The organism is Methylobacterium sp. ARG-1, assembly GCF_001262595.1.
GTDB classification, from domain to species: Bacteria; Pseudomonadota; Alphaproteobacteria; order Rhizobiales; family Beijerinckiaceae; genus Methylobacterium; species Methylobacterium brachiatum.
Genome location: NZ_LHCD01000030.1, coordinates 17026 through 35567, shown reverse-complemented (window position 1 = coordinate 35567; position 18542 = coordinate 17026). Strand labels below are relative to the sequence as shown.

The following is an 18542-nucleotide window of genomic DNA, read 5'->3' as shown; positions in this document are numbered from 1 at the left end:
TGACGGACCGAGCGCGCTCCAGCACGCTAGAGCCATTCCCGATTGCGTTGCAATCGGGAATGGCTCTAAGTCTTTGATTTTGCGCGCTCGCTTGCGCCGAACCGGTATCCACTTCGGCGGCGAGCGCTCTAGGCGCGGTTGAGCACGGCACCGATGACGCTGGCGCCGGCACTGCGCAATCCGTTCACGGCGTCCGAGAGTTCGTCGACGGTGGTGCGTCCGGCCTCGGCCACGATGATCACCGCATCGGCCCGCCGGGCCGCGGCCCGGGTCTCGGCGGAGACCGACAGGGGCGGCAGGTCGAGGATGACGTAGCCCGTCTGCCGCAGGTGGTCGATCACCTTGGGGAAGGACGGTGCACCGAGGTAGACGCGGCTGTTGGCGGCCGTGTTCGGCAGGCGCGCGGGCAGCACGGAGATCCCGCCGTAATCGAGGAGCTTGGCCTCGGGAATCCGGCTGGGATCCTCGATCAGGTCGGCCAGGCAGGCCCCCTCCCAGGTATCGACATCGTAGGTCAGCGACCGCGGAGCGGATCCGTGGATGTCCGCGTCGATCATCGTCACCGAACGTCCGCTCTCACGGATGATCCGGGCGAGGTTCAGCCCGATGAGCGAGGTCCCGGAATTCGCGGTGCAGCCGACCAGGGCGACGACCGCCTCGCTGTCGCCGGGGCGGCTCGAGAGGGCGAGCTGGATCGAGGTTCGCAGGTCGCGGATGCCGGAGGCGAAGCCGCTATTGCCGAGCCACAGCGTCGTGGCGGACCGCAGGTCGCTCGGACCGCGCCGCCCGGCGACGCCCTTGCGCGAGACGTCGGGCATGACGGCCAGGCACGGGATGCCGACGCGCTGGACGAGATCCTGCGGGGTCCGGATTCGCCGGTCCAGCGCCTGCCGCAAAGCGACGGCGAGCAGCCCGCCGACGAGACCCACCGTCAGGCCGAGGCCCAGGATCAGCGTCTTGCGGGGTGCGGACGCCCGGAGGGGCTGGAGCGCGGCACCGATCACGCGGGCATCGGCGTCCGGGGTCGGCGCGTCCGGCAAGCTGCCGCTGGCCACCGCGGCTGCGGCCGACCGCGCCTGCGAGGACAGCGCGTTGACGCGGCCCTGCAGGAATTCCGCGCCGTTCTTGGCGGCATCGGCCTTGGCGGCGATTGATTGCCAGAGATAGGCCGAGACCGCGGCGTTCGCGATCCGACGCGCCAGGGTCGGGTTGGTGGAGGTGTAGGAGACCTCCACGACGTAGGACTGACCGACCCGGCGGACGCTGAAATTCTGCGCGAAGGTCTCGAACTGGCGCTGCTGAACGACTTCGGGGCTCGGCGGCGGCGGCTCCGGAATGCCGAGCAGGGATTTGAGGCTCAGGCCCGACGGCTCGGCCTTGGCGGAGGGCGGAAGGCCGAATTCCGGATTGTTCGCGAGCCCGAGGCTGTTGAACACGTTGGCCAGCAGGCGCTCGGAGCGCAGGACCTGGAGTTCGCTCTCGGCGCGTCCGACATCGAGGCTCGGCGCCACCGCGCCTTCCGCCGAGCCCGAGCCGGCTTGGCGGCGCGGCTCCAGCAGTAGGGTCGCGGTTGCCGTGAACAGGGGCGTGGCGGTGCTCGCGTAGACGAAGGCGAGGCCGACGCAGAACAGGATCCAGAGCGCCACCACGAATTTGTGGCGCTTGGCGGCCTTCAGGGCGGCGGAGATCACCGCCATGGGACCGTCCGGGACGCCCACGGACGTCGCCTCCGGGAACGGCCAGACGACCTGAGGCCGATCCTGCGAAATCCGATTTTGATCGTGCACGCTCATCTCACGGCTTTCCGTCGGATCTGCAGGGCCCGCTCAGGTTCGAGGCGTCCGAGGAGTGCGTCGGCCGCACCCCGCAGGTTGCCTCGCAAACGGCCGCGCCGATCGATGAACGGCTCCGGGACGGCTGATCGCGCCAGATTGCTGGTGAAGTTCCGAAATAAATGATCGGCCACCTGAGCGTAAGTCATCGTTCCCTTACGCAGCATGTACAGGGGATTAACCACCTGCGAATAGCCGAGCCGGTCCCCGGCGATCCGGCCGCCCTTCACGCCCATGTGGACGCCGCGCGCCGCCATGCATTTCACGAGCCGACCGCCCTTCGCTCTCAGGGCGGCGCCGAAATCCCGGTCCTCCAGCCAGCCGTAGAGGACCAGGCGCTCATCGAACCGCAGGGCCCCGATCGCGGAACGCCGGAAGGCCATGTTGCATCCATAGGGACTGAACGGCTCGATCAGCGGCGCCGGCACGACCGGCCCGCTCTCCGCGAGCAGGCGATCGACCTCCTCGAAGGTCAGGCCGGGCCCCTTGATGCCATCCGCGAGCACGTCGCCCGTGAAGCCCACGATATCCGCCTCGTCGCGGAACGTCCGGGCGGCGACATCGAGCCACTCGGCGTCGGGCACGAAATCGTCGTCGAAGAAGGCGACGACATCGATCCCTTCGGGTAGCGCGGCCAGCGCCGCGTTGCGCTGCGCCGCGAGACCGGGGCGGCCCGTCACCACCGCGACGTCGGGCCAGTTCGCAGCGTCCCCGGCATCCTCCGGCTTGATGCAGGAGATCATCACGGCGGCCGGCTTGTAGGTCTGCCGGTCGAGGATCCGCCGCAGCGTCTGGGCGACGACGTCCGGCCGCCCCAGGGTCGCGATGACCACGGCGATGCTGGGCGGGGCGGAGGCGGTGCGGGGGCGCCCGACATCCCGCCGCTGCGGCGCCTGCATCACGTCCAGGTAGCCCTGCGCCGTGTCGGCCCAGGAGAACCGGGCCGCCTGGAGCCGGCCGCGGCCGATCAGATCCTGACGGAGGTCGGCACTCGCCAGCAACGTCCGGACATGCGCCAACCAGAGATGCGGCTGGTCCGGGGGCGCCAGGAGCGCGGCGGTGCCGCAGATCTCCGGCAGGCTCGCCCGGTCGGTGGAAATGACCGGGCAGCCCCGCGCCATCGCCTCGAGCGCCGGCAGACCGAAGCCCTCGGTCAGCGAGGGGAAGGCCAGGCACAGGGCGCGCTCGAGGAGGTAGGCCAGATCGTGATCGCTCACGAAGCCGAGATGCTGCACATTCTCGCTGCGCTGCAGATCCTCCGCGGCGAAGATGCCCGCCTGCCCGCCGGCAATGATCAGGTCGACGCCGAGGGTCGCGAACTCGCCGGCCAGACTGAGCAGCAGGCCGAGATTCTTGTGTCGCGCGCGCGAGCCGAGCGCCAGGACGAACGGGCGCTCGCTCCCGTCCGGATTGCGGCGCAGGGCCGACGGCGCCCGGGTCGCCTGGTTCGGATCCCAGGCCTGGACATGCTCGTGCCCATTGGGGAGGACGAGGATGTCCGAGGCCTTCAGCGACAGATGCTGCGCGATCTGCCCGGCCGAGAAGGTCGAGACCGTGGCGATCCGCGCCGAGCGCCGGGCCAGGAGCGGCTGGAGGGTCTTGTAGAACGCCCGGAACGACGCGCTGTAGCTCTCCGGCTCCAGGAACACGTTGGCGTCGTGGATGCAGACGACCTGATCCGCCTTGAAGGCCGGAGCGGTGTTGCAGAGGTTGAGCAGACGACCCGGCCAGGCGCGCGGCAGGACGGCCTGCTCCCAGGCATGGCCGCCCGCGCGGCCGACGACCTTGAGCGGCGTCCCATCCAGGCCAGGATCCTGGGCGCCGGGCGGCGCCAGCAGGGGGATCGTGGAGCCCTGCGCGGAAACGGCCTGGCTCATCGCCCGGGTCACGTTCAACGCGTAGCGCTGAACGCCGGTCATCGATTGCGTCAGGAAGCGACCATTGATCCCGAACGACTCAGCCGCTTTCATGCTGACGATATACTCCTATTGCGATCCGTCATATAAAATATTAATCTATCCAATATGGCCGATAGTGCTTGCCACTATTTTTGCCGTCCGGCCCGACCCTTTCAGGCCGCAACGTCCGTTTCAATTGCTGCGGGCCGTTTTGCACTATCACAGCGATATTACTGGTAAATGCCCCTTAAGGCCACAGTTCCTTACGCTATCGCTCAGCCGTGTACAAGAAACGGCCGCTGCCCTCGAGAGCAGTGGCACCGCGTTGCGGCATCTGCGCGTCGGGATCGATCCGGCCCGGACCAGACCGGATCGCGGGGCCTATTCCGCCAGCACCAGCAGGGAATAGCCGCCGAGGATCCGCACGGTGAGATCCTGGTTGAGCGCGAACATGGCCCGGCGCGGGATCTTCATGAGCTTGCTGGACGTCGCCTGGTTGGGCAGTTCGAGGCGTCCGGCCGTATAGGCATGGTCGATGATTTTGTATCCGCAGTCCCGAAGGGTCGCGAGCGCCGATTCCTTGAAGAAATAGTGCAGGTGCCCGACACCTTTTCGCAGGTTCATGATCGGCCGCTCCCGGAAAAGCGACTGCACCGACAGGTCGAGCGGGATGTGGAAGATCTTGTATTTCGCCAAGGGACGCAGCTGCTTCGCGAAGCCGAGATAATCCTCGACATGCTCGATGACGTCGATGACCAGCATCACGTCGAAGGGCGCCGCAGCGGCATCGAACACGCTTTCGAGGTGGAATTTGGTCCGGTCGGTCTCCTTGGTCTTGGCCCGCCGATAGGCATGCGGGGAGACCTCGTAGCCGTAGCCCTTCGAAAAACCGAAGGAACGCTCAAGGTTGAGAAGGATGTCCCCGGTCCCGCAGCCGACCTCGCAGAGCGTATCGAACGTGATAGCGTTCTTATTGATAATCTGAGCGATCTGCTTCGCTTTCCAGGGCGCGTCTTCCTCGTGCCATCCTGGATTATTCTCCGCATACGTCTCGCTCTGGTAAATTTCAAGCATACTGGTCATCCCCAGGCATACGTGTGACGGGGAACTGAGTTCGTCCTGTCATCAACGTTTCGACAGCCAATATGGCCTCACCGCGCATTGAATTTTTGTAGCTCCGTCCCCCGACAACGCAACCTTCCGATTGAAATATCAACCGCTTAACGGAAGGATCGTTAAGGCCAGAGATTTTTATAGCTGGCCAGATTTCCATTTACGTCCGCGTAATTGCGGTGGATCCATTACGGGCGACGCTCGCGCAACGGGCTGCCCTCTCGGGCGGCTCACCGATGGGTTGAAGAGCGTCGCTGTTTGCAATCTATAAGGCTGTATTAGCTGCGCTGTAGCCGGATCAGTACTTACATCAGCGTTCTGTGCAGCCGAATCGGCAGGCGAGAAGACGCTCTCTGCCCAACCCGCCGTCGCCCAACAGCGTGCCGCGCCTCGTCAACGCTCGCGCCGGCGCAGGGCCCGCATCTCGGAGCGCAGCGCGCGCCCAGCATAGATCAGCTCGATCAGCGAGAGCGCGAGGCGGCCGCCGCGCGGGAAAGTGCGGATCACGGCCCCCTCGCGCCACAGGCTTTCGCGGATCCGCTTCAACGGGCTCGCCGCGCCAGGACCGGCAAATTGCGCCCGCAGCTCGGTCCGCCCGAAATCCCGGGATCGGTGCCCGAGGCTCAAGGTCGCTACCGCCTGCGCGTCCGGCCAGACCACCGCATCCTTCAGCTGCTGCCAGGCCCGCGCCGCATCCTGCGGGACACGATGGAGCGATTCCGGCGCGAGGCTGTCGATGGCGGCCAGGACGCCGGAGAACAGGCCGGGCTGCTCGGGCGCAACGCGGCTCTCCCAGCCGGGAACCTGAAGGTTGGCGCGCGGCGCAGCGCCGTCAACGCCGGCCGTGAAGGTGCGAACGCTCGCCAGATCCGGCTCAAGGCAGGCCTCGATCAGCTGCCAGAATCGGAGCGCCGAGGTCCGGACATCCCACGGCGTGTACGCGTCGCTCTCGACGCTGAGGCCGAATGTCCGCGGGAAATGCGGCGTGGGAAGCCCCTTGTAATTGCAACGGGCGAATTGGAGGCCGGACCATTGCCGGTCCGGAATGCCCTCCTGAAGGATCCGGACCGTGCTGCCGTAGAGGCCGGTATCGACCAGAACGCCGTGGCGGCGGCCGCCGGTACAGGCTGCGAGATGGGCGCGAAACAGCCCATCCTGCTCCGCGACCGCGCGGTGGAGCGCCACCACGCCGGGCTCGTCGCCCGCCAGGAGCGCGATGAACGTCACCGTCTCGAACGGCGCGTGCCAGGGCGGCGGCAGGTCGAGATCGTCGCGCTGCGCCAGGGCGGCGGCGATCTCGGCCATCGACTGGCCGCTGAACTCGCGCTCCAGCTCGGACAGGACGCCCGGACTCGGCGGGTCGAAGGCGGTCCGGGCCGCGACAAGGCGCGACACCATCAGGTCGGCGTGCGGCACCTGCTGCGGCAGGGCGGTGCGGTCGAGGAAGCGCTCATAGGCGAGTCTCAGTCGCAGGCCGCCGCGGGCGCAGAAGAGCAGGACGGCCTCGTCCCCTTGGAGGAAGCGCTCGAACAGCCAGAGACGGAGGCAGAATTCCGCCAGGATCGGGCCCACCACGACGCGCCCGAACGTCTCCGCGTCGAGCCGGCCGACATCGGGTACGCTCATGCGGGTGCGCCCGCGCGCTGCGTATGCGCCGCCCGGATCCGGAATCCGTGGAGCGCGCGGGCGCGCAGGGCGTCGGCCCGGCGCCGGAACACGAGATGCTTCGGCCGCAGCACCTGCAGGGAGCGCAGGCCCGCGGCCTGGGCCATCGTCACATCTGCTCTGGTATCGTCGCCGATATGCAGAATGTCGGCGGCCGCCACGCCTTCCTGGCGCAGCACGACCTTGAACAGGGCGCCGGTGCGCTTGGTCGCGTTGTGGTCGGCGCTGGCATAGATCTGGGCGACGGGATGGTCGGGCGCGCGGGCAGCGAGCAACTGCGCGATCGTCTCGCCCCGATGATACGTGTCGCTGACCGCGATGATCCGGCATCCGCTCCGGACCTGCGCGCGGAGCCAGTCCAGGAGGACCGTATTGGCGGTCAACTGGGCGATCTCGATCGCGATTTCGGCGTGATGCAGGATCTCCGCCGCCTGGGCATCGAGAGAGAGGATCCGCCCCATCGCGTCGACCATGTCGGCGAACCGAACGTCCCCCGTGGGGCAGGAGAGATCGAGGGCTCGATAGGCCTGCTTCTGGACGTCGAGGCGGGCGTCGTAGATCGCGCCGGGATGACGCACAATGCCCCGCTCGGCGGCCAGGCGCTGCGCGGCGAGCACGGCGATGTCGTTGAACCGCTGACGTTCCGAGCGATGATCCCGATAGAGCAGCGTATCAAATACGTCGCAGGAAATGATCCGGGCAGCAGCTGTCTTGGGGAGGAGCATGATGCCTTTTAGCCCTTTAAACCCGCGCGTATAGCCGCGGCGAGCCGATCGCCGGGACGCGTCTCCGACATGCCCGACCTGTCCGCAGCGTGGCAACCGCGATTGCGGTCTATCCAGACAAAATCGCTGGCCTGATTGCCGGTTAACAATATTCGTGCGCGACTTCGCCCCCGAAAATGGTTGTGAGGAATCCGGCGCCTATTGTGCGTTGGGAGCAAACGCGACTCACCCGGAACTCCCCATCGGCGCCGAACCGGCATTCCGTCCGGCGAAGGGCGCTGCGGGCCGCGCTTCGAGCCCGCAGCCGTAGGCGAACCCACCCTATTCCTTGCAGACAGCGTCGCGCTTCGTCTCGTCGGGGGCGAAGGCGTAGACGTAATCGACCAGCAGATCGGAGGGGTTGGGGGTCTTGTCGATCGGCCAGCCGGAGCCGAGGGCGAGGTTGACGAGGATCATCAAGGGCTTGGTGTGCTCGGGCGGGGTTGGGGTCCGGCCGATCTCGCGGCGGTCGAGATAGAAGACGACCCACTCTTTCGTGACATCGACGCCATAGGTGTGGAAGCTGTCGTTGAGCGACCCGCTCGGCACCGAGGTGACGATCTCGCCGCCGCGGTTCTTCTTGGGATCGGTTTTGTCCCAGATGTGCCAGACCGAATGGAATCCGTCCGGGAACTGGCCGTAATATTCCAGCACGTCGATCTCCACCGACGGGGTCTTGTCGTCCTTCGGGTTGTTGGCGTTCAGCCAGAAGGCCGGCCACACTCCGGGGCCCGGCGGAAGCTTCATCCGGGCCTCGAAATACCCGTACATCAGGGCAAAGCCCGCGGTGGTGGGATCGGCCGAGGAGATCAGGCCGGAGGTCCACTTTCCGTTGTCGTGCTTGCGCGCCCGGATCTTCAGGATCCCGTCTTTGACGATGAACGGCGCGTTCTTCTCGGGGTCGGCGAAGATGTCGATCGGATCGATGAACTGGGCATCGCCGAAATCGCCGTTCCAGGGCGTGTGCGCCGACCACCGCGTCCGCTCATTGTTGGACTTCGAAACGCTCAAGTCGTTGAAATCGTCGGCGAAGACCTTCTTGTACCGGCAGAGCTGCAGCGGCTCACCCTGCGCTTTCAGCTCCCGACATCCCGCGACCGTGGCGAGGCCGGCCAAGGCTGCAACGGCTGGGAATACCCATTTATTCCTCATCAAGCGTGCGCCCATTTGGGATACCTGCAATGTCAGCGAGTTTTAGCGATTATATTTTGCCTTATTAGACGGTGTATATAGTTTCGGTCCAGGGCAAAGATCGGCAGATTGCCGAGGCGCGGGACAATCGGAGCGGGCCAGGCGGTCCGGACGACGCGCGGGCCTGGGACTGCGGCGACGCGGCCAACGGCACCGCGGAGCGGCATGACCCATGGCCCCGTCGAACGTCACCGCACCGATGGTGATGGAAGGACGCGCGAACGCGAGGGCGCCAAGTGCGACACCCGGCCAGCCGGCGCACGTCATCGCGAGCGGACGCAAAGTCCAGGAACGGTCTCGGCGCTTAGCCGCTGCGTGGCCGCGAATGTGTTCGCGCCGCCCAAAGCTCCGGCGCAAGCGGCCGGATCACATCGTGGACGGGAAGGACCCGTCCAGCGGCCTCAGAATGCGAATCCGACTTCGGCCGCGAAGGCGTCGAGGAGCGGCAGCGAGGCGTCGAACAGCGGGCGCGAGCCGAAGGCGTCGCCGGCGCGCACGAACAGGGTCGCCTTGGCGTTGCGGTGCGGACCAAAGACGCAGGCGAGACGGCCGTCATCCTTGAGCTGATCCAGCAGCGCCTGCGGCCGGACCTCGACGCGGCCGTTGATCAGGATCACGTCGAACGGCCCCTCCTTGGGGGCGCCCGCCTGGAGCGGGCCCTCGATCACCCGGACCGAGGAACCCAGCTTGGCGCGGGCCTTCTCGGCAAGGTCCGGAACCGATTCCAGCGCCGTCACCGCCGCGCCGAGATGCGCCATCACTGCGGCCGCATAGCCAGTGCCGGTGCCGACATCGAGGGCCTTGGCGCCGGGCCGGATCTTCAAAGCCTGGATCATCCGGGCCAGCACCATCGGCGCCGGCAGGCAGCGGCTCTCGCCGTTCGCGCCATCGAGCCGCAGGGTCTGATCGATATAGGCGAACGGCTCGCGGCCCGGGGGCACGAAGGCCTCGCGCGGCACCGTGTCGAACGCGTCGAGCACCGCGTTGTCGTTCACGTCGAAGGTCCGCAACTGGCAATCGACCATCATCCGCCGCGCCTGCGCGTAATCGATCATCGAACCGTGTCCTCGAACCGGATCGGAACGCCGCCCCCGCCAGGCCGCTGCGTCGGCGCCGCGGTCCCCGGCCAAGCTCAAGCGTTCCGGACGCGCGCGTTTTCGGAGATCACTCGCCAAAACGCAAGGTTTTCGCGGACGGGACCGGCCATGAGAGTCAACGGCGCGGTCGCCCCGGGACGGCACCCGGCGACGCTGGCACGCGAAAGGCGGGTGACGGCCGCATCCCGCTGTCGCGGCAGAGTTGTCCAAGGGCTCGCGTCTCGCGGCCAGACGTTGAATAATGAGTGCAGACCGGATCGGGCGCGCGAAGAGCCCGGCCCTATCGGGAGGCATCATGACGCCAGCCAGCAAGCCGATTCTGACGCGAGGTCTCGCCGCCGCGCTCGCCTGCCTGGGCCTCGGGACCCTGGCCCCGGGCGGATCGCGCGCCCAGGAGACGCCGGCGAGTTCCGCGCCGCCGGCCAGCGTGCAAATCGATCGCGGCTCGGCGCTCTATGGCCGGCCGGAGGGCGGGGACGCGGCCAAGCTCGCGCCGGTCGCGGGGCCGCCCCTGGCGACGGCCGCCGCCAAGCTGCCGCTCGACAAGCTCAAGGTTCCGGAGGGCTTCAAGGTCGAGGTCTATGCCAGCGGCCTCGCCAATGCCCGCTCGATGACGCAGGCGCCGGACGGGACGCTGTTCGTCGGCACCCGCACGGTCGGCAAGGTCTACGCGGTGCTGCCGCAGGCCGGCCCGGACGGCAAGCGCGTGGTCAAGACCATCGCGTCCGGCCTGCACCGGCCGAACGGCGTCGCGTTCCATGACGGCGCCCTCTACGTCGCCGAGCTGTCGAAGATCTGGCGCTACGACGACATCGCCCAGCACCTCGATGGCGTCGAGAAGCCGAGCCTCGTCTACGACGACCTGCCGAAGGACGAGGCCCATGGCTGGAAGTTCATCGCGATCGGGCCGGACAACAAGCTCTACGTGCCGATCGGTGCCCCCGGCAACATCCTGCTGCCCCCGGACACCCACGCGCAGATCCGTCGAATCGATCTCGACGGCAAGAATGCCGAGGTCATCGCCCGCGGGGTGCGCAACACGGTGGGCTTCGACTGGAACCCGAAGACCAAGCAGCTCTGGTTCACCGATAACGGCCGCGACTGGGTCTCCGAGGATATCCCGAACGACGAGCTGAACGTGCTCACCGAGCCCGGCAAGCAGCATTTCGGCTACCCGTTCTGCCACCAGGGCACATTCACCGATCCGGAATTCGGCTGGGGCCATTCCTGTTCGGAATTCACCGCCCCGGCGGGCCTACTCGGGCCGCATACGGCCTCGCTCGGCATGCGGTTCTACACGGGCGCGCAATTCCCGGAGGCCTACAGGGACGCGGCCTTCATCGCCCGGCACGGGTCCTGGAACCGCACGGCCAAGCTCGGCGGCGACGTGGTCGTCGCGCGGCCGGGCCCGGACGGTAAGGTCGCCTCCGTCGAGCCGTTCCTGACCGGCTTCCTCCAGGACAACAAATATGCCGGCCGACCGGTGGACGTGCTGGTCGCCAAGGACGGGGCGATGCTCGTCTCGGACGATTACAACGGCGCGATCTACCGCGTCAGTTACGGCCAGTGATGCGCGGTGTCTCGAGGATCGGGGTGATCCGGGGGCTCGCGCCGGCCCTCGGCGTCCTGCTGGCCGGTGCGGCGCTGGCCGCACCCGATGCGGCCATGCAGGAGCGTCTGGCCCCCTGCGTCGCCTGCCACGGGACCGGCACGTCCGAGACCGAGGGCGTGCCCTCGCTCGGCGGACAGCAGGCGGATTACGTCGTCACGCAGCTGTTCCAGTTCCGGGAGAAGCAGCGCGAGGCCCCGCCGATGAACGACGTCGCCGCCGGCTTCTCCGACGACGACCTGCGCGCCTATGCCGACGCGGTCGCGACCCTGCCCGCACCGGCTTGGTCGGGCCCGGCCGCGGACCCGGCCCTGGTGGCGCGCGCCCAGGCGCTGGTCTCCAAGCACCAGTGTAATTCCTGCCACGGTGCCGACCTCGCCGGCCGGGATGCGATTCCCCGGATCCGGGCGCAGCGCGAGGAGTATCTCGCCCGGGCGCTCACGGCCTACAAGTCGAACGCCCGGCCTGGCTACGACCCGGCGATGAACGAGGTCGCGCAGGGCCTGAGCGAGGACGACATCAAGGATCTGGCGGCCTACGTGTCGCGTCTCTGAGCCTCGCGGCTCAGCTCACGGGCCGCAGCGTATCGCCCACGGCAAGCGCGCCACCGGCGATCACCTCGGCATAGACGCCGAGGTCGCGATGGCCGAGCCGCGCGTCGAGGGTCCAGGGGATGTCGTGGTCGCGCACGCCGCTCGCCGGATCGACGTTGGTGGCGGCGCAGCGCACGGTGCGCTTGGTGATCTTGAGCCGCAGCCCGCTCGGCGCCTCGATCACCCGCCCGACCATGTCCAGCTCGGCGAACGGTGCCAGCCCCTCGACCAGCAGGTTGCCCCGGAAGCGCAGTGGGTCGACCGGCGCGCCGAGATACTCTTCCACGGCCGCCACGCTCGCGCGGTTGATCAGCGAGACGTAGCCGGTGGGCGAATCGGTGAACCGGTATTGCGGCGGCGCCGCGAGGACTTTCGGCTCACCCCGGAGGCTGTCCGGAAGATAGCGCCGCATCAGGTCGGCGAGCCCGTCCCGACCGGCCGCCGTATCGAGCCGGAAGGCCAGGGTTTCGCCGTCATGCTCCACCGTGAGCGTGGCGGTGGGATCGTCGTAGCGGGTGCGCAGACGCGCCAGCGCCTCGTCGCGCATCAGCATCAGGTACTTGGTTTTGGGCTGGTGCCGCGGCGCCACCGGGTTGAAGCCCGAAGGCCCGTTCTCGATGGCGTAGAGCCGGTCCCCCGGGAAGAAGCCGCTGGTCTCCAGCTCGGCCCGTTCCAGAGGCTCGGGACTCAGCCCCTTCACGGGGTAGCGGTAGAGGCCGAGGAGGCCGATTTCGAGCGCGGCTTGCATGCCGGGAAGGTGGCGCGGAAAAGCTGTGCCGCGCAAGTCCCCGGCCCCTTGTGGTGCGCAAATACAACACCACATCGGGTCTACCGGTGGCTTTCGGCGCCGGGGCCTCTTCGCGGCGGATAGCCGGGGGGCGACGTTTCGGCAGGGCCGCGCCATCTCGGGCGGCGGATGCTGGCACGGGAGGGTGAGACACGCATGAATTTCGACATCTACACCGAGCGCGCCCGCGGCTTCGTCCAGGCGGCGCAGAACCTCGCGATGCGCGAGGGCCATCCGCAGCTTCAGCCGGGGCACCTGCTCAAGGTGTTGCTCGACGATCCCGAAGGCCTGTGCGCCGGTCTGATCGACCGCGCCGGCGGCCAGTCGCGGGTCGCTCTGGCGCAGACCGATCAGTGGTTGGCGAAACAGCCGAAGGTGTCCGGCAACGCCTCGGCCCCGCAGGCGACGCGCGAGCTGATGCGCCTGTTCGACACCGCCGAGCAGGCGGCGAAGAAGGCCGGCGATTCCTACGTCACGGTGGAGCGTCTGCTCCTCGCTCTGGCGGTGGAGAAGGATTCCGAGGCCGGCCGCGCGCTGCAGGCGGCGGGCGTGACCCCCGCCTCTCTCAACGGGGCGATCAACGCGCTGCGCAAGGGCCGCACCGCCGACAACGCCTCGGCCGAGAACGCCTACGACGCGTTGAAGAAATATGCCCGCGACCTCACCGAGGCCGCCCGGGACGGCAAGCTCGACCCGGTGATCGGCCGCGACGAGGAGATCCGGCGGACCATCCAGGTCCTGTCCCGGCGCACCAAGAACAATCCCGTCCTGATCGGCGAGCCGGGCGTCGGCAAGACCGCGATCGTCGAGGGGCTGGCGCTGCGCATCGTCAACGGCGACGTGCCCGAGAGCCTGCGCGACAAGAGCCTGCTGGCCCTCGACATGGGCTCGCTGATCGCCGGCGCGAAGTATCGCGGCGAGTTCGAGGAGCGGCTGAAGGGCGTGCTCTCCGAGGTCACCGCGGCCGAGGGCGGCATCATCCTGTTCATCGACGAGATGCACACGCTGGTCGGCGCCGGGAAGGCGGACGGGGCGATGGACGCCTCGAACCTGCTCAAGCCCGCGCTCGCCCGCGGCGAGCTGCACTGCGTCGGCGCGACCACGCTGGACGAGTACCGCAAGCACGTCGAGAAGGACGCCGCGCTCGCCCGCCGCTTCCAGCCGGTCTTCGTGTCGGAGCCGACCGTGGAGGACACGGTCTCGATCCTGCGCGGCCTGAAGGAAAAGTACGAGCAGCACCATGGCGTGCGCATCCAGGATTCGGCCCTGGTGGCGGCGGCGACGCTCTCGAACCGCTACATCACCGACCGGTTCCTACCCGACAAGGCGATCGACCTGATCGATGAGGCCGGCTCGCGCCTGCGCATGCAGGTCGATTCGAAGCCGGAAGAGCTCGATTCGATCGACCGCGAGATCGTGCGGCTCAAGATCGAGGCCGAGGCGCTCAAGAAGGAGACCGATTCCGCCTCGCGCGACCGGCTGGTCCGCCTCGAGAAGGAGCTGGCCGATCTCGAGGAGCGCTCGGCATCGATCACCGCCCGGTGGAAGGCCGAGAAGGACAAGCTCGGAACGGCCGCCGGCCTCAAGAAAAAGCTCGACGAGGCGCGCAACGAGCTGGCCGCGGCCCAGCGCCAGGGCCAGTACCAGCGCGCGGGTGAGCTCGCCTACGGGGTGATCCCGGGCCTGGAGAAGCAGCTCGCCGAGATCGAGGCGAAGGCCGAGGGCGGCCGCGACGGCATGATGGAGGAGGCGGTCACGCCTTCTCACGTCGCCGGCGTGGTCTCCCGCTGGACCGGCGTGCCGGTGGACAAGATGCTGGAGGGCGAGCGCGAGAAGCTGCTGGCCATGGAGGAGGCGCTGGCGAAGCGCGTCGTCGGCCAGCGGGAGGCGGTGGAGGCAGTCTCGACCGCGGTCCGGCGTGCCCGGGCCGGGCTGCAGGACCCGAACCGGCCGATCGGCTCGTTCATGTTCCTTGGCCCTACGGGCGTCGGCAAGACCGAGCTGACCAAGGCGCTCGCCGGCTTCCTGTTCGACGACGACACGGCGCTCGTGCGCATCGACATGTCCGAGTACATGGAGAAGCACGCGGTCGCCCGCCTGATCGGCGCGCCTCCGGGCTATGTCGGCTACGAGGAAGGCGGCGCGCTGACCGAGGCGGTGCGGCGCCGGCCCTACCAGGTCGTGCTGTTCGACGAGATCGAGAAGGCGCATCCGGACGTGTTCAACGTCCTGCTGCAGGTTCTCGACGACGGCCGGCTCACGGACGGACAGGGGCGGACGGTCGACTTCCGCAACACGCTGCTGATCATGACCTCGAATCTCGGGGCCGAGTACCTGGTGAACCAGCCCGCGGGCGAGGACACCGAGGCGGTCCGCGAGGAGGTGATGAACGTGGTGCGGAGCCACTTCCGGCCGGAATTCCTGAACCGGGTCGACGAAATCATCCTGTTCCACCGCCTGGCACGGTCGGAGATGGGCGCGATCGTCGAGATCCAGCTCGGGCGTCTGGCGAAGCTCCTGGAGGATCGCAAGATCACCCTGGACCTCGACGAGGAGGCCAAGATCTGGCTCGCCGACAAGGGCTACGACCCGGCCTACGGGGCACGGCCGCTCAAGCGGGTGATCCAGAAGAACGTGCAGGATCCGCTGGCCGAGCTGGTCCTGTCGGGCAAGATCCACGATGGCGAGACGGTGCCGGTCCGGCTGGGCCCGATGGGCCTGATGATCGGCGACGTCACGGTCGGCGCCGAGCGCCGGCCGCCGAACGTGGCTCTGAACTGAGCATCTCGGTCTTTGAACGGGGCGGCGCGCCGGATCAGGGTGCGCCGCCCTTTTTGTCATTCGGCTTCACGAGCCAGGGCGCTACCCAGGATCCACCGCATCAGCCGGCCGCAACGCGCCGGACACGCGCCAGGATCGCCATCTGCAGCGCGAGGCCCCCGGCCGCCACGGCGGCGGCCGCCGCCGGAAGGGCGGGGATACCGGCCAGCGTGACCACGACGCCGCCGAGCGCCGCGCCGGCCGCGCCGCCGAGATAATTCGCCGAGCTGTTCAGCGCGACGACGACGCTGCCGTGATCGGGGCGAAGGTGGAGCAGCGCATGCTGCTGGGGCGCCTGCGAGGCCCAGCCCATCGCGCCCCAGACCAGCAACGGCAGGTAGCCGAGCAGCGAGGCGCCCAGCAGGCCCGGCAGGGAAGCGAGCGCGAGCGTCAGGGCGGCCAGGATGATCGCCATCACCCGGCGGGGATCGCGCGTCCGATCGATGAGCGGTCCGACCGAGAAGCTTCCCACCATCCCGCCGATGCCCCAGGCCCAGAAATACGAGGCCGCGGCACTGCCGAGGCCGGCCCGGTCCAGAAGCGGCGCCAGATAGGTGTAGAGGCCGAGACTGGCGATCGCGGTGAGGAACGTGACCGTCACCGTGGCGACCACCGGCGCGTCGGCCAGCAGGGCCACGCGCGCCCGCCAGGATGGCGGCTCGGCGGCCTCGATGTCGGGCAGACGCGTCAGAACGGCCACCGTCGCGACGGCACTCAGGATCGCCACCATCCAGAGCGCGCCCTGCCAGCCGAACCGGTCTGCGATCCATAGCCCGGCCGGCACGCCGATGACCGTCCCGGTGCTCATCCCGCCCAGGGTCAGAGCCAAGGCGTGCCCCTTGCGGCCGGGCTCGACCAAGGCCGCCGCCGACGCGATCGCGACCGGGGCGTACAGGCCGGCGGCGAGCCCGGCGAGCGCCCGGGCCAGGAGCAGACTCCACAGGCCGGTCGCCAGCGCGCTCAGCGCATTGGCCAGGGTGAACACCGCGAGCGCCAGGCCGAGGATCCGGCGCACCGGCTTGCCGGCCAGGAGTGTGGCGCAGACCGGGGCGGCCAGCGCGTAGGCCAATGTGAAGACCGTGACAGCCTGCCCGGCCTCGCCAGGCTGGACGCCGAACGCAGCGCCGATCCCCGGCAGCAATCCTGCGACCACATACGCATCCAAGCCCAGGGCGAACATCCCGAACGCCAGAATGGCGATACGCTTCATGTCTCGCCGCCCTCTTTACGATGTACGACGAAAATCGGACATAAAAGCCGCCATGAGCCCACGCAAGTTCTTTCACCCCGACCTCGCGGACCTGACGCTGCATCGAGTCCTGTTCGCGCTGAGCGATCCGACCCGCTTGGCGGTCGTGTCGGAGCTGATGAAGACCGGCGAGCGCGCGTCCGGCGATCTTCTGGCCGAGAGCGTGCCGCGCTCGACCATGACGCACCATCTCAAGATCCTCCGCGAGGCCGGCGTGACGCGCACCCGAACCGAGGGGATGCGCTGCCTGATCTCGCTGCGCCGCCAAGACATCGACGCGCGCTTTCCCGGCCTGCTCGACGCGATCATGGCCCATGGCGGAGCCGAAGCGTGAGGGCGTGACCCTCGGCGGGTTGTCTGGGCAGGATCTTGATCTTGCAAGGCTCTGCCCTGCACCCGCAAAAGGTCGAAGACCTTTTGAAACCTCAATTTTTTTAAGTGTCGGACCGGCCGCTAAGCCTTGCGGATTGCCTGCGCCAGATCGGCCGCCTGCTCCCGGTCGCGACAGACCATCCACAGGTCGTCGTGGGCCGACAACTCAGCGTCGAACAGGTCGATGAACGCCGCCGGCGGGGCCGCGAGGTCCGGCCAGTGGAAGAGGCGAAAGCCCAGCGCCTCGAAGAGCGGCAGGATCGGCGCTAGGTCCCACAGCATGCTGTTGACGACCGTCGCGTCGAGCCGCCCAGTGGCCAGGAGCGCGGCGTCCGAGATCGATCCGCCCTCGCTCCAGGGGAACCAAGCCCGCCCATAATCCAGGGTGAAGCGCTGTGCCGCGACGGCGAGCCAACCGACATGGCCGGTGCGGCTGGGGGTGGGTTTCAGCGCGCGCAGGGCTTCCGTCCGGCGCCCGCCCCGGGTCGGCGCCCAGAACGCCCGGCCCTCATGGGCCGCGAACAGGATGCCCCGGGTCGCCTCGGCGGATTCGATGCGGGCGGGTCCGGAACGGTCCTCGTTCCAGGCCGGCAGGTTCATCACGCCCGCGCGCGGCCACCCGTCGCGGCAGGCCGCCACCATCACGCCCCAGCCCGACAGCCCGCCCGCGAAGGGCCGCGTGCCGTCGATCGGATCGCCCACGAAGGTCCAGGCATCCCGGGCCAGCATGGCCTTGGCGGCCGCGTGGCCCAGATCGTCGGCGGTCTCCTCCTCGATCAGGTCGGGGCCGAAACGGGCGTGGAGCAGGCGGCTGACAGCGAGGTCGGCCTCGGTGAGGGCCTGGCCGAGATCCGGGCCCTTCTTGGTCATGGACAGCCCGGCCGCCCGCATCGCGAGCGCCAGCGGTGCCGCCTCCTCGGCGAAGGAGAGCATTTCGGCCAGGACGGCGTCGATCGGGGTGTCGGGCTGGATCATGCGGTGAACAGCTCGGGACGGCGCAGCATCAGCGCCTGGACCAGGACCAGGGTCTTGAGGTCGGCCAGATGGCCGGAGCGCGCCTGCTCGGCCAGGGTGGCCAGGGGCAGCTCCAGCACCTCGACCTGCTCGCCCTCGCCCGGCAATCCGCCGCCCGGTCCGACCCGGTCGGCCTGCGTGTAGGGGGCGAGGTAGAGCCACAGCCGTTCGGAGGAGACGCTCGGCATACTGTAGGCGTGGGCCACGGGATCGAGCCGCGCGAGCCGCAGGCCCGCCTCCTCCATCGCCTCGCGGATCGCGGTCTCCTCCGGCTCGCCGCCGTCGAGGCCCCCTGCGGGCGCCTCGTCGAGGGCCGGGGGCTCGCCCCAGAAGGCCGGGCCGACCCGGCTCTGACGGACCAGCACGGCAACCCGCCGCTCGGGATCGTAGGGCAGCACGCAGGCCGCCTCGCCATGGTCCTCCAGGGCCCGCGGCACCGTGCTGCCGTCGGGCTGGGTGAGCGTGGCGATGCCGAAGGTGTTCCAGCCCCTGTGGATCACCCGCAGGGGGAGAGCGGTCCGCGTGCCGGTCATGGACG

General features: G+C 68.6%; 15 protein-coding genes. 4 read left to right on the top strand and 11 right to left on the bottom strand.

All coding sequences use genetic code 11. From position 1 onward, the window contains the following. Positions 1 to 128 precede the first annotated feature (128 nt). From AKJ13_RS22815 to AKJ13_RS22785, 7 genes are all read right to left on the bottom strand, one after another. A complete protein-coding gene (locus AKJ13_RS22815) occupies positions 129 to 1697 on the bottom strand; it encodes a Wzz/FepE/Etk N-terminal domain-containing protein (protein WP_244471689.1) in 1569 nt (522 codons plus the stop codon). 92 nt (positions 1698 to 1789) lie between these two features. Then, a complete protein-coding gene (locus tag AKJ13_RS22810) occupies positions 1790 to 3802 on the bottom strand; it encodes a glycosyltransferase (protein WP_050735419.1) in 2013 nt (670 codons plus the stop codon). 309 nt (positions 3803 to 4111) lie between these two features. Beyond that, positions 4112 to 4804 (bottom strand): methyltransferase domain-containing protein, encoded by a 693-nt coding sequence (locus AKJ13_RS22805; RefSeq protein WP_050735418.1) that lies wholly within the window; start codon positions 4802 to 4804, stop codon positions 4112 to 4114. Positions 4805 to 5236: 432 nt separating this feature from the next. Then, positions 5237 to 6469, bottom strand: coding sequence for a glycosyl transferase (locus AKJ13_RS22800; RefSeq protein WP_050735417.1), 1233 nt, complete (start codon positions 6467 to 6469; stop codon positions 5237 to 5239). Beyond that, positions 6466 to 7329: an HAD family hydrolase gene (locus AKJ13_RS22795; protein WP_244471688.1), complete on the bottom strand. Its 864-nt coding sequence runs from the start codon at positions 7327 to 7329 to the stop codon at positions 6466 to 6468. Before AKJ13_RS22795 ends, AKJ13_RS22800 begins: the two co-directional genes overlap by 4 nt. A 225-nt stretch (positions 7330 to 7554) precedes the next feature. Further along, positions 7555 to 8388 (bottom strand): glycoside hydrolase family 16 protein, encoded by an 834-nt coding sequence (locus AKJ13_RS22790; RefSeq protein WP_244471687.1) that lies wholly within the window; start codon positions 8386 to 8388, stop codon positions 7555 to 7557. A 476-nt stretch (positions 8389 to 8864) separates the two neighbouring features. Further along, positions 8865 to 9518, bottom strand: a complete 654-nt coding sequence (locus tag AKJ13_RS22785; RefSeq protein WP_050735415.1) for a protein-L-isoaspartate O-methyltransferase — start codon at positions 9516 to 9518, stop codon at positions 8865 to 8867. A 337-nt stretch (positions 9519 to 9855) separates the two neighbouring features. Here AKJ13_RS22785 and AKJ13_RS22780 point away from each other — a divergent pair, with 337 nt between their 5' ends. Further along, positions 9856 to 11130: a PQQ-dependent sugar dehydrogenase gene (locus AKJ13_RS22780; RefSeq protein ID WP_200905689.1), complete on the top strand. Its 1275-nt coding sequence runs from the start codon at positions 9856 to 9858 to the stop codon at positions 11128 to 11130. Continuing rightward, positions 11130 to 11723 carry a c-type cytochrome gene (locus tag AKJ13_RS22775; RefSeq protein ID WP_050735414.1) on the top strand — a complete coding sequence of 198 codons (594 nt, stop codon included), beginning with the start codon at positions 11130 to 11132 and terminating at the stop codon, positions 11721 to 11723. The genes AKJ13_RS22780 and AKJ13_RS22775 overlap by 1 nt, the downstream gene beginning before the upstream one ends. Positions 11724 to 11733: 10 nt before the next feature. Here AKJ13_RS22775 and AKJ13_RS22770 read toward each other — a convergent pair whose 3' ends face one another. Next, positions 11734 to 12546 carry an MOSC N-terminal beta barrel domain-containing protein gene (locus tag AKJ13_RS22770; protein WP_160320624.1) on the bottom strand — a complete coding sequence of 271 codons (813 nt, stop codon included), beginning with the start codon at positions 12544 to 12546 and terminating at the stop codon, positions 11734 to 11736. Positions 12547 to 12705: 159 nt separating this feature from the next. Between AKJ13_RS22770 and clpB the strand changes: the two genes are divergently transcribed. After that, positions 12706 to 15330, top strand: coding sequence for an ATP-dependent chaperone ClpB (gene clpB, locus AKJ13_RS22765; protein WP_050735412.1), 2625 nt, complete (start codon positions 12706 to 12708; stop codon positions 15328 to 15330). 100 nt (positions 15331 to 15430) lie between these two features. On the opposite strand, the gene AKJ13_RS22760 is transcribed toward clpB, so the two are convergent. Beyond that, the gene (locus AKJ13_RS22760; protein WP_050735411.1) at positions 15431 to 16579 is read right to left on the bottom strand and encodes an MFS transporter; all 1149 of its coding nucleotides are present in this window, start codon (positions 16577 to 16579) and stop codon (positions 15431 to 15433) included. A gap of 52 nt (positions 16580 to 16631) precedes the next feature. On the opposite strand from AKJ13_RS22760, the gene AKJ13_RS22755 reads away from it, so the two are divergent. Beyond that, on the top strand, positions 16632 to 16952 hold the full coding sequence (locus AKJ13_RS22755; protein ID WP_050735410.1) for a helix-turn-helix domain-containing protein: 321 nt from the start codon (positions 16632 to 16634) through the stop codon (positions 16950 to 16952). Positions 16953 to 17071: 119 nt separating this feature from the next. Here the strand turns inward: AKJ13_RS22755 and AKJ13_RS22750 are convergent, their stop codons facing one another. Both AKJ13_RS22750 and AKJ13_RS22745 read right to left on the bottom strand, forming a co-directional pair. Beyond that, a complete protein-coding gene (locus AKJ13_RS22750) occupies positions 17072 to 17965 on the bottom strand; it encodes an inositol monophosphatase family protein (RefSeq protein WP_050735409.1) in 894 nt (297 codons plus the stop codon). Beyond that, entirely contained in the window at positions 17962 to 18537 is a 576-nt protein-coding gene (locus tag AKJ13_RS22745; RefSeq protein WP_050735408.1) for an NUDIX hydrolase, read from the bottom strand. Before AKJ13_RS22745 ends, AKJ13_RS22750 begins: the two co-directional genes overlap by 4 nt. Between the last annotated feature and the right edge of the window lie 5 nt (positions 18538 to 18542).

What these genes read in the sequence shown, in the direction of transcription:
- AKJ13_RS22815 (WP_244471689.1), bottom strand. Translation starts at nt 1,697, where the DNA reads ATGGCGGTGATCTCCGCCGCCCTGAAGGCCGCCAAGCGCCACAAATTC.
- AKJ13_RS22810 (WP_050735419.1), bottom strand. Translation starts at nt 3,802, where the DNA reads ATGAAAGCGGCTGAGTCGTTCGGGATCAATGGTCGCTTCCTGACGCAA.
- AKJ13_RS22805 (WP_050735418.1), bottom strand. Translation starts at nt 4,804, where the DNA reads ATGCTTGAAATTTACCAGAGCGAGACGTATGCGGAGAATAATCCAGGA.
- AKJ13_RS22800 (WP_050735417.1), bottom strand. Translation starts at nt 6,469, where the DNA reads ATGAGCGTACCCGATGTCGGCCGGCTCGACGCGGAGACGTTCGGGCGC.
- AKJ13_RS22785 (WP_050735415.1), bottom strand. Translation starts at nt 9,518, where the DNA reads ATGATCGATTACGCGCAGGCGCGGCGGATGATGGTCGATTGCCAGTTG.
- AKJ13_RS22780 (WP_200905689.1), top strand. Translation starts at nt 9,856, where the DNA reads ATGACGCCAGCCAGCAAGCCGATTCTGACGCGAGGTCTCGCCGCCGCG.
- AKJ13_RS22775 (WP_050735414.1), top strand. Translation starts at nt 11,130, where the DNA reads ATGCGCGGTGTCTCGAGGATCGGGGTGATCCGGGGGCTCGCGCCGGCC.
- clpB (WP_050735412.1), top strand. Translation starts at nt 12,706, where the DNA reads ATGAATTTCGACATCTACACCGAGCGCGCCCGCGGCTTCGTCCAGGCG.
- AKJ13_RS22760 (WP_050735411.1), bottom strand. Translation starts at nt 16,579, where the DNA reads ATGAAGCGTATCGCCATTCTGGCGTTCGGGATGTTCGCCCTGGGCTTG.
- AKJ13_RS22755 (WP_050735410.1), top strand. Translation starts at nt 16,632, where the DNA reads ATGAGCCCACGCAAGTTCTTTCACCCCGACCTCGCGGACCTGACGCTG.
- AKJ13_RS22750 (WP_050735409.1), bottom strand. Translation starts at nt 17,965, where the DNA reads ATGATCCAGCCCGACACCCCGATCGACGCCGTCCTGGCCGAAATGCTC.
- AKJ13_RS22745 (WP_050735408.1), bottom strand. Translation starts at nt 18,537, where the DNA reads ATGACCGGCACGCGGACCGCTCTCCCCCTGCGGGTGATCCACAGGGGC.